15 protein-coding genes are annotated in these 14,503 nt (G+C 59.8%); 14 read left to right on the top strand and 1 reads right to left on the bottom strand.

Translation table 11 applies throughout. The annotated features are described in order from the left end of the window. Positions 1-52: 52 nt before the first annotated feature. From DXC90_RS04370 to DXC90_RS04420, 11 genes are all read left to right on the top strand, one after another. Positions 53-364, top strand: a complete 312-nt coding sequence (locus DXC90_RS04370; RefSeq protein ID WP_117734915.1) for a hypothetical protein — start codon at positions 53-55, stop codon at positions 362-364. A gap of 3 nt (positions 365-367) precedes the next feature. After that, positions 368-1,171 carry a F0F1 ATP synthase subunit A gene (atpB, locus tag DXC90_RS04375; RefSeq protein WP_022094263.1) on the top strand — a complete coding sequence of 268 codons (804 nt, stop codon included), beginning with the start codon at positions 368-370 and terminating at the stop codon, positions 1,169-1,171. A 124-nt stretch (positions 1,172-1,295) separates the two neighbouring features. After that, a complete protein-coding gene (locus DXC90_RS04380) occupies positions 1,296-1,490 on the top strand; it encodes an ATP synthase subunit C (protein WP_022094262.1) in 195 nt (64 codons plus the stop codon). A 15-nt stretch (positions 1,491-1,505) separates the two neighbouring features. After that, on the top strand, positions 1,506-2,108 hold the full coding sequence (atpF, locus tag DXC90_RS04385; RefSeq protein WP_117635548.1) for a F0F1 ATP synthase subunit B: 603 nt from the start codon (positions 1,506-1,508) through the stop codon (positions 2,106-2,108). Beyond that, a complete protein-coding gene (locus DXC90_RS04390; protein ID WP_006235713.1) occupies positions 2,098-2,574 on the top strand; it encodes a FoF1 ATP synthase subunit delta in 477 nt (158 codons plus the stop codon). Before atpF ends, DXC90_RS04390 begins: the two co-directional genes overlap by 11 nt. Further along, positions 2,574-4,172, top strand: coding sequence for a F0F1 ATP synthase subunit alpha (atpA, locus tag DXC90_RS04395; RefSeq protein WP_117734916.1), 1,599 nt, complete (start codon positions 2,574-2,576; stop codon positions 4,170-4,172). Before DXC90_RS04390 ends, atpA begins: the two co-directional genes overlap by 1 nt. Before the next feature lie 5 nt (positions 4,173-4,177). Continuing rightward, positions 4,178-5,086 carry an ATP synthase F1 subunit gamma gene (gene atpG, locus DXC90_RS04400; RefSeq protein ID WP_117734917.1) on the top strand — a complete coding sequence of 303 codons (909 nt, stop codon included), beginning with the start codon at positions 4,178-4,180 and terminating at the stop codon, positions 5,084-5,086. Continuing rightward, on the top strand, positions 5,086-6,540 hold the full coding sequence (gene atpD / locus DXC90_RS04405; RefSeq protein WP_006235717.1) for a F0F1 ATP synthase subunit beta: 1,455 nt from the start codon (positions 5,086-5,088) through the stop codon (positions 6,538-6,540). The genes atpG and atpD overlap by 1 nt, the downstream gene beginning before the upstream one ends. 3 nt (positions 6,541-6,543) lie before the next feature. After that, entirely contained in the window at positions 6,544-6,936 is a 393-nt protein-coding gene (gene atpC, locus DXC90_RS04410) for an ATP synthase F1 subunit epsilon (protein ID WP_006235718.1), read from the top strand. 88 nt (positions 6,937-7,024) lie between these two features. Beyond that, positions 7,025-8,308 carry a UDP-N-acetylglucosamine 1-carboxyvinyltransferase gene (murA, locus tag DXC90_RS04415; protein WP_117734918.1) on the top strand — a complete coding sequence of 428 codons (1,284 nt, stop codon included), beginning with the start codon at positions 7,025-7,027 and terminating at the stop codon, positions 8,306-8,308. 12 nt (positions 8,309-8,320) lie between these two features. After that, positions 8,321-9,553, top strand: a complete 1,233-nt coding sequence (locus DXC90_RS04420) for an LCP family protein (RefSeq protein ID WP_117734919.1) — start codon at positions 8,321-8,323, stop codon at positions 9,551-9,553. A gap of 251 nt (positions 9,554-9,804) precedes the next feature. Here the strand turns inward: DXC90_RS04420 and pepT are convergent, their stop codons facing one another. Next, entirely contained in the window at positions 9,805-11,052 is a 1,248-nt protein-coding gene (gene pepT, locus DXC90_RS04425; protein ID WP_117734920.1) for a peptidase T, read from the bottom strand. Between the two features lie 120 nt (positions 11,053-11,172). Here pepT and DXC90_RS04430 point away from each other — a divergent pair, with 120 nt between their 5' ends. The 3 genes from DXC90_RS04430 to DXC90_RS04440 all read left to right on the top strand — a co-directional run bounded on the left by DXC90_RS04430 (position 11,173) and on the right by DXC90_RS04440 (position 14,058). Next, entirely contained in the window at positions 11,173-11,595 is a 423-nt protein-coding gene (locus DXC90_RS04430; protein ID WP_035138800.1) for a metal-dependent transcriptional regulator, read from the top strand. A gap of 10 nt (positions 11,596-11,605) precedes the next feature. Beyond that, positions 11,606-12,499: a homocysteine S-methyltransferase family protein gene (locus DXC90_RS04435; RefSeq protein ID WP_117734921.1), complete on the top strand. Its 894-nt coding sequence runs from the start codon at positions 11,606-11,608 to the stop codon at positions 12,497-12,499. Between the two features lie 158 nt (positions 12,500-12,657). Next, on the top strand, positions 12,658-14,058 hold the full coding sequence (locus DXC90_RS04440) for a phosphoglucomutase/phosphomannomutase family protein (RefSeq protein ID WP_117734922.1): 1,401 nt from the start codon (positions 12,658-12,660) through the stop codon (positions 14,056-14,058). Positions 14,059-14,503 lie beyond the last annotated feature (445 nt).

Here is a 14,503-nt window from a genome sequence, read left to right on the forward strand (position 1 = left end):
GTTTGGCGGGAACTGTTCTGGGAAGCGTTAAAGAAGGAAAGTGAGGACGCCAGTGTTTCAGATAGCCGATCTGCTTGCTATCGTTGCAGGCGTCATCGCGGGCGCGGTCGCCTTTCTTCCCTTTGTTTTTACGCTCAAGCCGGTTCTTGACGATAAGCAGAATGCGGACATGCTCAAGGGCATGGTGAGTCTGGCGGTCTCGGCAATCGCCCTGCTCGTCTTTACCTTGGTTGTGTTTGTGTTGTTCGGAGAGGCATTTCGCATGTTCCTCCTGGGCGAGGCGATCGGCTTCGTGGCCTTTATGGCCGCCTGCACGGTTCGCGTCGCCAAGGCGCTGCGAGATCCTCATGAGGTCGAAAGGTAAGTCGTGGAAATTTTTGAAAAGCTGCCTGATGAGATTAATCATCTGGTTAGCGAGTTCAGCTCCACTCCTGTCGTGGGCGATCTGAGCTGCGGCATCACGCAGTACTCGTTTTGGCTGATCGTCTCCACGATCGTGCTCCTGATCGTCCTGGCCGTGTTCAAGAAGAAGCAGACCCTAGTTCCCAAGGGCTTCTTCGTCAACGGTTTCGAGTACATCATCGAGTACGTCGAGAACGATATCGGCAAGGGCGTCGTGGGTGAGAACTGGAAGAAGCACTTCCCGTTCCTGTGCTCGCTTTTCCTGTTCATCCTGATCAATAACATGATCGGCCTGATCCCGGGAATGAAGCCCGGCACCGGCGCAATCGGCTCCACCGCCGCGCTCGCCATCTTCGCCTTCGTGTACTTCATCTACTACGGATGCAAGGCTCACGGCGTGATCGGCTACATCAAGAGCCTCGCCCCGCAGGGCGTGAGCTTCCCGATGAACGTGCTTGTGTGGGTCGTCGAGCTTTTCTCGACCTTCCTGCGCCTCATCACACTCGCCGTCCGTCTGTTCTGCAACATGTTCGCAGGACACGTGGTCATGGGCTCGTTCGCCATCATGGCGAGCATGTTCATGCAGCCGCTGCTTCAGCAGGTTTCCGCGGCCCACGCCGTCGGTGCCCTGCCTTCGCTGGCCTGGCTTGCTATCCTCATCCTGATCTATGCGATCGAGCTTGTGGTCGGCGCCATCCAGGCTTACGTCTTCACAGTCCTTACCGCCGTGTATGTCTCTGAGGCAGAGGAGGTCGCGGAGGAGGAGTAGTCTTCCGTTCGCGTCTTAAAGGTAAGGCAATTCGTTAAACCGCCGGTGCCCGTACCCATGGAGCCCGGCAGTTATAAAAAGGTTATCCTGCGTGAAATAAGACACGCACGACAAAGGAGGAATCGTGGGAGTTATCGGTTACGGTCTCGGTGTTATCGGCGCTGGTCTTGCTATCGGCCTGTCTGCTCTGGGTGCTACGGGTGCTATGGCCCGTCAGCCTGAGGTCCAGGGCCGCGTGTTCACCGTCTTCATCATGGGCTCCGCCTTCGGCGAGGCTCTGGCTCTGATCGGCTTCGTTGTCGCGCTGATCGTTAAATAGCACGGAGCGTCAAGTATGAATCTTTCATCCCAGAAGAGCGCGATCGCACTCTCCGCGTCCGCGGCCGCGCTGCTCATGCCGGTTTCCGCGTTCGCCGAGGACGGCGCTGCCGGTGCGGACATCCTCATCCCTAAGATGGCGGAGTTCATCCCGGCGCTTATCGCCTTCCTGATTATCTGGATCGTGCTGGCCAAGGTCGCCCTGCCGGGCATCATGAAAACCATGGAGGAGCGCGGCAAGAAGATCGAGGAGAGCCTCGACGAGGCCGAGAAGACCAAGCAGGAGGCTATCGCCAAGCGTGCTGAGTCCGACTCGATCGTCACCGACGCCCGTCGTCAGGCTGCCGACATCGTTCTCGAGGCCCGTAAGGACGCCGAGTCCGAGCGCGCCCGTATCATCGAGGCTGCTCACAAGGAGGCAGAGGAGATCATCGCCAAGGCCCATACGACTGTCGAGGACGAGCGCAAGTCCATCTACGCCGGTGCCGCGAGCTCCATCGCCGACCTGTCCGTTGCCGTCGCCACCAAGATCGTGGGCGAGGCACTCGAGGACGAGGCCGAGCAGAAGAAGCTCATCGAGCGCTACATCCAGGAAGCAGGTAGCCTGAATGCCGACTAGCCGCTATCAGGACAAGGTGCTCGAGACCTATGCGCGCTCCCTTCTGGAAGCCGCCAAGGCCGAGAACCATGTGTTCGAGGACCTCGAGATGATCGAGCGCTTGGCTTCTGCCAGCCCCGAGATCATCGCCGTGCTCGACACCATGTCCAAGCGCGACCAGCTCGACCTTCTTCCCAAGGTGGCAGCTGCCTTTAAGTATGTTGCCGAGGAAGACGAGGATGTAGTGGGCGTGACCGTCACCACGGCGATCCCGCTCGACGACGAGCTGCGTCAAACCATCACTAAGAAATGCGAGCAGGACTTCGGCCGCAAGGTATTCCTTATCGAGCAGGTCGACCCGTCTATCGTGGGCGGCCTGGTGCTCGAGGCCCGCGGCGAGCGTCGTGACATTTCCGTCAAGACGCAGCTGCGCATCGCGCAGGAGACCCTCGCAAACTCTGCTAATTCGTACGGAGGTGAAGCCTAATGTCCGAAACCCTCAATGCCCAGGATATCGCCAAGAAACTGCAGGAGCAGCTCACGAGTCTCTCCGCGACGGTCGATACGCATGAGGTTTCAACGGTCGACGAGGTAGGCGACGGCATCGCGCGCGTCTCCGGCCTCAAGAGCGCCATGGCAGGCGAGCTTCTGGAGTTCAAGAGCTCCGATACCGGTGAGACCGTCTTCGGCCTTGCCCAAAACCTTGACCGTGACGAGGTCGGCGCCGTTCTGTTTGGTGCCGTCGACTCCATCAAGGAAGGCGACGAGTGCCGCACCACTGGCCGCATTATGGATATCCCTGTGAGCCGTGCTATGCTTGGCCGCGTCGTCAATCCGCTCGGCCAGCCTATCGACGGCCTGGGTGACATCGTCGCCACGCACCGTCGTCCCATCGAGTTCAAGGCCCCCGGTGTCATCGACCGTACCCCGGTGTGCGAGCCGGTTCAGACCGGCCTGTTGGCTATCGACTCCATGGTGCCTATCGGCCGTGGTCAGCGTGAGCTCATCATCGGCGACCGAAAGACCGGTAAGACCGCCATTGCCATCGACGCTATCCTCAATCAGAGCGGCAAGGGCATGGTCTGCATCTATGTCGCCATCGGCCAGAAGGCCTCCACGGTTGCCAACATCCGCGAGACCCTCGCTCAGCACGGTGCGCTCGACTACACCATCATCGTTTCGGCCACCGCTGCCGATTCCGCCCCTATGCAGTACATCGCGCCTATGGCCGGTGCCGCTATCGGCGAATTCTTTATGTACAACGGCGAGGATGGTAAGCCCGCCAACGAGACCAACCCCGGCGGTCACGTGCTCGTCATCTACGACGACCTGTCCAAGCAGGCTGTGGCCTACCGTCAGATGTCGCTGACGCTGCATCGTCCGCCCGGACGCGAGGCCTATCCTGGCGACATCTTCTACCTGCACTCTCGTCTGCTCGAGCGTGCCGTCAAGATGTCCAAGAAGAACGGTTACGGCTCCATGACGGCCCTGCCGATCATCGAGACCCAGGACGGCGATGTCTCGGCCTACATTCCGACCAACGTCATTTCCATTACCGATGGTCAGATCTACCTGCAGTCCGAGCTCTTCTTCCAGGGTCAGCGCCCGGCAGTCGACGTGGGCATTTCCGTGTCCCGCGTTGGTGGCGACGCGCAGACCAAGGCCATGAAGCAGGTCGCCGGCAACCTCCGTCTGGACCTCGCTTCGTATCAGGAGCTCGCCGGCTTTACGCAGTTCGGCTCCGACCTTGACGAGGCTACTCAGAAGCAGCTGACCCATGGTGCCCGCATGACCGAGCTCCTGAAGCAGCCGCGTTATAAACCATTTGAGGTTGGCGAGCAGATCGTTGCGCTGTTCGCTGGCAACGAGGGCTTCCTGGACGACCTGGAGATCGCCGACGTGCTGCCTTTCCGTGCCGAGCTCATCGAGTACATGGACAATGGCTTTGGCTTGCTGCTCGACAAGGTTCGCGCCAAGAAGATCGATGATGACACCAAGGCTGAGCTCTTGCGCGTCATCGGCGACTTTAAGCAGCAGTTCATGGCCAAGCACCATTCGGATGTTTCTGGATCAGAGGAGAACTAAGCCCTATGGCCAACCTTCGCGACATTAAGAAGCGAATCTCCTCGGTTACCACGACCAAGCAGATCACGCGCACGATGGAGATGGTCTCTACGGCCAAGATCCGTCGTGCCCTCGATCGCTCCAAGCAGGCCGAGCCCTATAAGGAGGCGCTGACCGACGTCATGTTGACGGTCGCCGGCGACGCCTCCTGTTCGGGCACCGATCCCATGCTGCAGAAGCATGAGAACGTCAAGCATGGCCTGATTGTCGTCATTGCCTCGGACCGCGGCCTTGCCGGCGGTTTCAATACGACAGTGGAGCGTACGGCCGAAAAGCTCGCCGCTTCTTGGGCGAACGACGGCATCGAGTGCGAGATCATCGCGTGCGGGCGCAAGCCGGCCACGTATTTTTGCGACCGCGCAAACGTCATCATGCACTTTGAGGGCAACTCCTCTGAGCCCGATTTCAATCAGGCCCGCATGATCTCCTCTCATATCTGCGATGCGTATCGTGCCGGTGAGCTTGACCGTGTCGAGCTTGTCTACCACCACGCAAAGAACCGCGTGGATCAGGAGCTTCGCGTCGAGCATCTGTTGCCGCTCGACCCCGAGATGATCGCTATGGCCCACGGTCCGCGTAAGAACGAGACCGACGCCCCTAAGCGCATCTCGTCCACGTTCGAGTTCGTGCCCTCTCCCGAGCATGTTCTCGGCAAGCTTGTACCGTCGTATATCCTGACGGTCATCTACCAGGCCCTGATCGATTCGGCGGCTGCCGAGCAGGGTGCACGCCGCAAGGCCATGCACTCCGCGACGGAAAACGCCACCGCGATCATCTCGACCCTTACCCGCACGTATAGTCGCGTGCGCCAGGCTTCGATCACGACCGAGATTAACGAGATCGTCGGCGGAGCCTCAGCATTGGAGGAACAGTAATGGCTAATAACACCGTAAAGCTTGCGGTCGAGGAAGCCACCAAGAAGACGACTGCCGGTGATGGTCGCATCGTGCGTATCATCGGCCCTGTCGTCGACGTCAAGTTTGACGGCGCGGTGCCCCCGATCTACAACGCGCTCACGGTCGAGGCCGAGACCCCGATCGGTCATCTGAGCACGATCCTCGAGGTCGAGAGTCAGCTTCCGGGCGGCGTCGTCCGCACGGTCGCCATGTCCTCGACCGACGGCCTGCAGCGCGGCCTCATCGCCACCGATACCGGTGAGCCCATGAAGATGCCCGTTGGTCCCAAGACGCTCGGCCGCATTTGGAACGTCATGGGCAAGCCCGTCGACGGCAAGCCCATGCCCGAGGTGGAGGAGTTCTACCCCATCCACCATGCAGCGCCCCGCTTTGACGAGCTCACCACCAAGACCGAGATCTTCGAGACCGGCATCAAGGCCGTCGACCTGCTTGAGCCCTACATCCGTGGCGGCAAGACGGGCCTGTTCGGCGGCGCCGGCGTCGGCAAGACCGTTCTGATTCAGGAGCTCATCAACAACCTCGCCCAGGAGCACGGCGGCACCTCGGTGTTCACCGGCGTCGGCGAGCGTACCCGCGAGGGCACCGACCTGTTCCTCGAGATGAGCGAGTCTGGCGTTATCGACAAGACCTGCTTGGTCTATGGTCAGATGAACGAGCCGCCCGGAGCGCGTCTTCGCATCGGTCTGGCCGGCCTTACCACCGCTGAGTACTTCCGCGATCGCGGCCAGGACGTTCTGCTGTTCATCGACAACATCTTCCGCTTCTCCCAGGCAGGTTCCGAGGTTTCCGCACTGCTGGGCCGTATGCCGTCCGCCGTTGGTTACCAGCCCACGCTGGCAACCGAGATGGGCGACCTCCAGGAGCGCATTACCTCGACCAAGACGGGCTCCATTACCTCCGTCCAGGCTGTCTACGTCCCCGCAGACGACCTGACCGACCCGGCGCCTGCCACGACGTTTACGCACCTCGACGCCACCACGGTTCTTTCGCGTAGCATTTCGTCGCTCGGCCTGTTCCCGGCTATCGACCCGCTCGCGTCTTCCTCCGACGCTCTCGATCCCTCGATCGTCGGCGAGGAGCACTACCGTGTCGCCGTCAAGGTCCAGGAGCTCCTACAGGAGTACTCCGACCTTCAGGACATCATCGCCATTCTGGGTATGGACGAGCTGTCCGAGGAGCAGCGCCTTACGGTCAACCGCGCTCGTAAGATTCAGCAGTTCCTCTCGCAGTCCTTCCACGTCGCCGAGAAGTTCACCGGCAACCCCGGTGTCTACGTCCGCGTCGAGGATACCGTCCGCTCCTTCGCCGAGATTGTCGACGGCAAGGCCGATGACCTGCCCGAGCAGGCTTTCCGCTATGCTTCCACGATTGAGGACGTGCGCGAGCGCGCCCGCAAGATGGGGGAGAAGTAGGTTATGCGTATCCGCATCGTGTGCCCCGTGAGCTGCGCCTATGAGGGCGACGCTGCGTTTGTGTCGATTCCGTCCACGGATGGCGAGTTTGGCGTTCTGCCTGCTCACTCCAGCGAGATCTGCACGATCGACCGCGGTTACGTTCGCGTTTCCGATAAGGCCATGGGCACTGTCGACCACACGTTTGCCGTGGCCGGCGGCTATGCCCAGGTTGCGGACGATGTCGTGACCGTTCTCGCCGAGCGCGCTTGCGATCTGGCGACCGTCGATGCCGACAAGCTTAAAGCTGATATTCAAGGTTTTGAAGAGAAGCTGGGTAATTTGTCGGAGGATGATGCACGCCGCGCCTACCTCTATAATGAAATCGCATGGTGTAAGCTCAAGCTTGCCCAATAGTCAAACGATTTAACGTTCGACCATTTGCGAACACATCATGCCCGGGATGGCCCAGCCACCCCGGGCATGCTTTTTGAAAGGGTAGACCTTGGATATTATCCGCGTTGAGGGTGGCCATGCCATCGGAGGCTCCGTGCCCGTTTCGGGTGCCAAGAACTCCGCGCTCAAACTCATGGCGGCAACGCTTCTGGCGCCGGGCAAGACGACGCTGCAGAACGTGCCCGATATTTCCGATGTCCACGTGATGGGCAAGGTGCTCAAGGGCATGGGCGCTACGATCGATGTTCTCGACGAGCACACGCTCGAGATCGATACCTCTCAGGCCGATTCTTGGGAGGCCCCCTACGAGCTCGTTGCCAAGATGCGTGCTTCCACCGCCGTCATGGGACCCCTGCTGGGTCGCTTCCATCGCGCCAAGATCGCCATGCCGGGCGGCTGCAACCTGGGTGCTCGCAAGATCGATATGCACATTCTGGGTCTTGAGGCCCTGGGCGTAGAGTTTGATACCGCCCACGGCTACATCAACGCCAGCGCGCCTCAGGGCCTGCGCGGCACCACCGTCACGCTCGAGTTTGCCAGTGTCGGTGCGACCGAGAACCTCATCATGGCCTCTGTGCGCGCACAGGGCACCACGGTTATCGACAATGCCGCCCGCGAGCCCGAGATCGTCGATCTCGCCAACATGCTCAACGAAATGGGCGCCAAGATTGTCGGCGCCGGTACGCCTGTCGTGACCATCGAGGGCGTGGAAGAGCTCCATCCCGTTACCCATCGCGTGGTGGGCGACCGCATCGAGGCCGGTACCTTTATCGTCGCCGGTGCGCTGATGGCTGACGATCGCGGTGTCGACGTCACGGGTTTTTGCCCCATCCATCTGGGCATGGTGCTCAAGAAGATGGAGCTCATGGGCATCGATTGCGAGCGTACTGACGACGGCGTTCACGTGAATCGCGCCGAGCGCATCAAGCCGGTCGACATCCAGACGCTTCCGTTCCCCGGCTTCCCGACCGACATGCAGGCACAAATTATGGTGCTCTCCGCCCTCGCCGACGGCAGTTCCGTTATTACCGAGAACATCTTCGAGAATCGCTTTATGTTTGCCTCTGAGCTGGTGCGCATGGGTGCCGACATTCGTATCGAGAGCCATCATGCCATGATTCATGGCGTCAAGGGCTTCTCGGGTGCACAGGTCACCTCGCCCGACCTTCGTGGCGGCGCGGCGCTTGTGGTTGCCGGTCTTATCGCCGACGGCGTTACCGAGGTCTCTGCCATCCATCACATCAAACGTGGCTACGAGCAGTTTGTCGAAAAGCTGCAGGCGCTTGGCGCGCATGTCGAACATGCCACCGTCCCCGATCCCGTCATCTACTAATGCAGGTTGCCTATGTTTAACAAGAAGCCCCTGGCGGATAACACCCGAAGACCCTCGACTGGTGCGCAGGCCAAGATCTACAGCCGCGACAACGTCGCTCGCTATTCCGAGCGCGCCCGCCAGCGCCGTCGTAGCCACACGATTCGTCACGTCGCGCTCATTGTCGTGCTTGGCGTGCTGCTGAGTGCCACTACCGCTGCCGGCCTGTGGTTTGCCACCATTATGGGCAAGCTCGGCGATTCTAATGTCATTACCGACAATCTGCGTCGGGTTCTGGTTGACACCGATGAGGCAAAGGATCCGTTCTACGTGCTGCTTCTTGGCACCGACGGCCGTCCGGGCGAGGATACGTATCGTGCCGACTCGATTATCTTGGCACGCATCGACCCCACGCAAAAGCAGGCGACGCTCATTTCCGTTCCGCGCGATACCAGGGTCGTGTACAAGGGCGAGACCATGAAGATCAACGCCTGCCATACCGTTGGCGGCGCCGAAGCCATGGTCGAGGCGGTCAACGAGCTGTGCGGTGTTCAGATTTCCCACTATGCCGAGGTCAGCTTCGACGGTATGCAGGCGCTGATTGATTCGGTTGGCGGTATCGACATTAACGCAACCGATGATGTTGACGACCCCGAGCACCTGGATATTAAGATTACCGCTGGTCAGCAGCATATGGACGGAGCTACCGCCCTTACCTATGCCCGCTGCCGCTACATCTATGCCGACGGCGATTACACGCGCATGCGCCACCAGCGTCAGGTGCTTGGCGCCCTTGCCAACCAGATTCTCAATAACTTCGATGCCACGAAGATCTTTGGCCTGGTTAATTCGCTGTCCGATATGCTCGTAACCGATATGAGCGTTCAGGATATCGTGTCTACGGTCAACGCCATGCGCGGTATGGACGTCGACGGTATCTACTCGGCCAACCTGCCCTCGTACGCCGACGACAGCACCATGATCGACGGTGTGAGCTACGTCTTTGTCTACGAGGACGAGCTCAAGGAAATGATGGAGCGTGTCGATGCCGGCAAGGATCCCAAGGGTCCCAACACCATGGGTCTTTCCGACGGTTCCAGCTCTACGATCGGCGACCTGAACAACAACACGTCTGACGACTACGCAAACGGTACCGCAACCTCATCGGTCAGCTCTGACGATTCCGATGACTCAAGCGATTCGAGCGATTCGGACTACTACGAAGAGCCCACCGGCGACGGTAACGGCTACGAAGCCAACTACTAAGTTACGGCGTTTTACCAAACGCCGTAACGGCTCGACGCTGCGCGCCGCCCAAGGCGACAATTTGTCATTCAAAAGGCAGGGCATGACCAGAAGGTCAATGCCCTGCCTTTTTCATGCCAACTTGTTCGCCTTGGACGTCGCTCGCTGACGTTGGCTCAACCTGCGATGTTGACTACTTCCCTTGTATCAAAAACCGCCCCGTTCTCTGTAGAGGACGGGGCGGTTCGTCTTTTGGGCTTATGCAGCCAGGCTTATGCGAAGCGGGCGACGAGCTCCTGCAAAACGTCGGTCATCTTGACGAGCGAACTGACCGGGACAAACTCGTTGACGCCGTGGTAGCAATAGCCGCCGGTGGAAAGGTTGGGGCAGGGCAGACCGCGGAACGACAGCTGCGCGCCGTCGGTGCCGCCGCGAATCGGCAGCACTTGGGGCTCAACGCCGCAGGCAAGGTAGGCTTCCTTGGCAACATCAATAAGCTCGGGATAGTCACGAACGATCTCGGCCATATTTCGATACTGCTGCTGAATCTCGACCGTCACGCGCTCCTCACCCAGGCGCTGGTTGAGCATCGAGGCGGCTGCATCAATAAGGTCGAGTTTCTGCTGGAACTTGGCGGCGTCATGGTCGCGGACGATATAGCGCGCTGTGGCGTGATCGACGGTTGCAGATACACCCTCAAGGTGATAAAAGCCCTCGTAGCCTTCCGTATACTCCGGGCGCTGCACGTAGGGGAGCAACGCGTTGAAGTCGCAGAACAGATTGCCTGCGTTGACCATACGGCCTTTGGCGTCGCCCGGGTGGATGGACTGGCCCTCAAAGCGGACGGTCGCCTCAGCGGCGTTAAAGCACTCCCACTCCAGCTCGCCGATGGGGCCACCGTCGACCGTGTAGGCGTACTTGCAGCCAAAGGTATCGATATCCAACAGCTCGGCTCCGTGGCCGATCTCCTCGTCAGGGCAGAAGCAAATGCCGAGTGCGGGATGGGGCAGAGAAGGGTCCTGAGCGATACGCGCGACAAGCGACATGATCTCGGCGACACCTGCCTTGTCGTCCGCGCCCAGCAGCGTGGTGCCATCGCTGCAGACCAGGTCCTCACCCGCGAGGTCGTTCAGGGCGGGAAGCTTGGCGGTACTCATGGCAACGGGCTTACCGTCAACCGTGCCGCAGACCAGGTCGCCGCCTTCGTAGTGCACGATGTGCGGCTTCACGCCGGCGCCCGGTGCAACTTCGGTGGTGTCGAGATGGGCGATCAGGCCCAGGGCAGGCTTGTCCTCAGCGCCCACACTTGCGGGGATATGTGCGCAGACATAGGCGTGCTCGGTCACGTGGGCATCTTCCGCACCAAGCTCGCGCAGCTCTTCAGCCAGCACGTTGGCAAGGTCAAACTGAACGGCGCTCGAGGGTACCTGGTCGCAGTTTGCATCCTCGGACTGCGTGTTGATCTGGACGTAGCGCAAAAAGCGCTCGAGGACATCGGGGTTCGTGGTGGTGTTTTCCATAAAGACCGCTCCAATCTTGGTCGTCGTGTGCAACAAGAACTCTAGCACGGTATGCCACGGCATACCGCGACGCTTGGATGGGGTAGAATCAGCCAATGAATGCAGAAGGGACGGAAGATCATGGATACGACAAATAGCTCGCGCGAACTACATCTGACGGTGGCGAACGAAGACTACTTGGAGTGCATGGTTCGCATTGAAAGCGAAGAGGGGGAAACCAACGGCGTGCGATCGGTCGACATCGCGCAGCGCCTTGGCGTCTCCAAGGCATCGGTCAATAAAGCGGTTTCGGCGCTCAAAGCATCCGAACTTGTCGAGCAATCGCACTACGGCAAGGTAGTCCTGACCGATCGCGGCCGCGAGGTTGGTACGGCTATCTGGTACCGTCATCGCCTCATCCGCACGTTTTTGGTTCAGGAGCTCGGTGTCGAATTTGAGCGAGCCGATTCCGAGGCCTGCATGATGGAGCATGCGCTTTCCGAGGACACGATGAACCGCTGGCTCGCCTATCTCGAAAAGCAGGGAATCAGCGTCGAGGAATAGCGGGATATATATGGATACGAGTTATTACAACCGCTTTGGTGCCGAGGAACTTACGCGCCGCTTGTCGAGCGAGACCTTGTTGGCGCAGGGCCCCATGGGCAGTGTTCTGTTGAGTGAGTACGATGCCGCCGACATTCCACCGGCGTTTTGGAATCTGGCAGAGCCGCAGACCGTTTCTCGTATTCATCGCTTGTATGTCGCCGCCGGCGCGCAGGTGCTCATTACCAACACCTTTCAGGCATCAAGCTATGCCCTCAAGCACGATCAGATTGCGCCGTCCGTGGCGGAGGTCAATCGCGGGGCCGTCGACGATGCCCGCCAGGCGCACCCTCAGCTGCTACTGGGCTCGATGGGCCCGATCGGTATCGAGTGGTTTGCCGAAGACTCTGTCGAGTATCGTGAAATCCGAGGCATTGCGCGCGAACAGACGCACGCCTTGCTCAATGCTGGTGTTGACGGTCTGCTGATCGAGACGGTGACGTCTATCCGTAATTTGCAGCCCATGCTTGCCGGCGCCCGAGATGCCGCCGACGGCATGCCTGTCCTGGTGAGTTTTGTCGTTGACGATAAAGGCGACCTGTTGGGCGATGGCCTCAACATCGAGGCGGCCGTTTTGTACGCCGAAAAACACGGCGCAAACTCGGTTGGTGTTAATTGCTGTTCGCTTGCGGCCGCGAACGCGGCGGTGCCCAGGATGGTTGCATCGGCGACTACTCCCGTCACGGTGCGTCCCAACGTGGGCGATCCGGTCCAGACTCAGGATGGCCCCGTATGGCACGAGAACCCAGAAGCTTTCGCGCGCGCATGCATCGAATGGAGACATGCCGGTGCCGCAATGGTGGGCAGTTGCTGTGGAACCACGGCAATCACTACGGCAGCGATGGCCGAGGCGCTCGATATATAAAGGGCAAAACCGCTCCATACGGGGCGGTTTTTTTATTGCTTGCATGTCCTCGGCAGCATTTGCCCAAATGGTGAATGCTGGTGCCGACAGGTTGCCGAGTGCGTGCTGCGGGTATACCTCATGCGTACCATGATCCAAACACTGTGAGGTGTCTGCGCGTGTGCGCGATAATTCATTTTGGAACTGACGGTTGGCGCGCCCGCGTCGACGACGACTTTACCGTCGACAACGTTGCCCGCATTGCCGATGCCGTCGGCGAGTTGTGGCAAAAGATCAGTCCCGGCAAAACAGTATATATAGGGTTCGACACCCGGCCGCAGGCGCGCGAGTTTGCTGAGCTTGCGGCAGGCGTGCTTGCCGATCACGGATTGGACGCAGTGCTCGCATCTCGGCCTGTTCCGACCCCCGCCCTTACGTGGGCGGCGGCGTATGACGGTGAGGCGTGCGGCGCGCTCATGGTGACGGGGTCCCATCATCCGCAGGGTTATCTGTGCCTCAAGATTCGCATGGGTGACGGCTCGACCGCCAACCAGGATGTCATCGAAGAGCTCGAAGAGACCATGGCTCCCGAGCCAATGGGGATCGAGGGGCAATATCGCACCGCGGATATCATTCCTGACTATATGCAGGCGGTGGCATCGTTTGTCGATGCCGAAGCCATCCGCGCCGCGCACCTGCGCGTGGTGGTTGATCCCATGGGCGGTGCAGCCCAGGGCTATCTAGCTGACTTGCTGCGCGAGCTTGGCGTTGAGGTGCACGAGATTCATGCCGGGCAGGCACCTGACCAAGAAGATATCTGCCCCGACCCCGTTGAGCCGTGGGTGGACGCTTGCGAGCGCACGGTTATCGAGGACGGAGCTTGCGCTGGCCTGGTGACCGACGGCGACGCCGACCGTATCGGCGCGGTTGACGAGCGCGGCAGATATATACATCCGCATCAGATCATGGCGCTCGTTTTGGGCGACTTGGTTCAATTTCGTAATTTGGAGGGGCGCGTCGTCGTCAATCTCTCATGCTCGACGCTCGTGCGTCGCATTGCCGAGGCGCTTGGCTGCCGCGTGACCGTCAAACCAGTCGGTTTCAAATATATAGCGGCGGAGATGAAGAAGGGCGGCGTTCTCATAGGCGGCGAAGAAGCCGGTGGTATCGGAATCGCCGCGCATATGCCCGAGCGCGATGGAATCCTCGCCTGTCTGATTCTGTGCGAGCTTATGGCGAAGACGGACGCGCCTTTGGGCGTTCTGGTCGACCAACTCGAGGACAGTTTTGGTAAGACGAGTTACGGTCGACGCGATTTGCGCCTTGAGGCCGAAGATGCCGAAACGTTACGAACCCTACTGCCGGGTGTAAACCCCAAGTCGATTTGTGGCAAGGTGCCGCAAAACGTTAGTCATATGGATGGCTTGCGTTTGGCATTCGAGGATGACACGTGGCTGCTGGTCCGTCCTAGCGGGACCGAACCAGTGGTGCGCGTCTACGCCGAGGGGTTCTCGGTGGAAGAACGTGATGAGTTGCTCGATGCTGGCTGTGCTTTAGCTAGGGGGACGTATCCGCTTTAACCATGAGACTGCCTTATATAAAGAGATGCTCGGCGAGCGGTAGTTAACGGCTGGCAAACGTTAGTCGGATCACAAGATGTGTAGGAAATGTGTACGCCCTGATTCCCGCCCGCGGGGCCCCTCCGGTCTGGCAATATATCTCCTTGCCGCGCGGCCCGGTCGAACCGGATCAGCCGCCAGGCGTGCACCTTGAGAACCGGATACTGCGAGGATGGACACTAACTTCAGTGTCGCATCCGGGCAGACATCGAACCATTTGAAATGGTCTGACTTGGATTTGTTTTTCGCAAGGCCGCCGAGAGGCGGCCCCGAGAAATTCCTTTTCCTATCAAACAGAACCATATGAATCGAACGGAACCGATCAGCGAGTGACTGAGAGGACCGGACGGGCTCGAGGCCCAAATATTTTTGGACGGAGAGTTCGATCCTGGCTCAGGATGAACGC

Source organism: Collinsella sp. TF09-1AT (assembly GCF_003436895.1).
Lineage (GTDB): Bacteria > Actinomycetota > Coriobacteriia > Coriobacteriales > Coriobacteriaceae > Collinsella.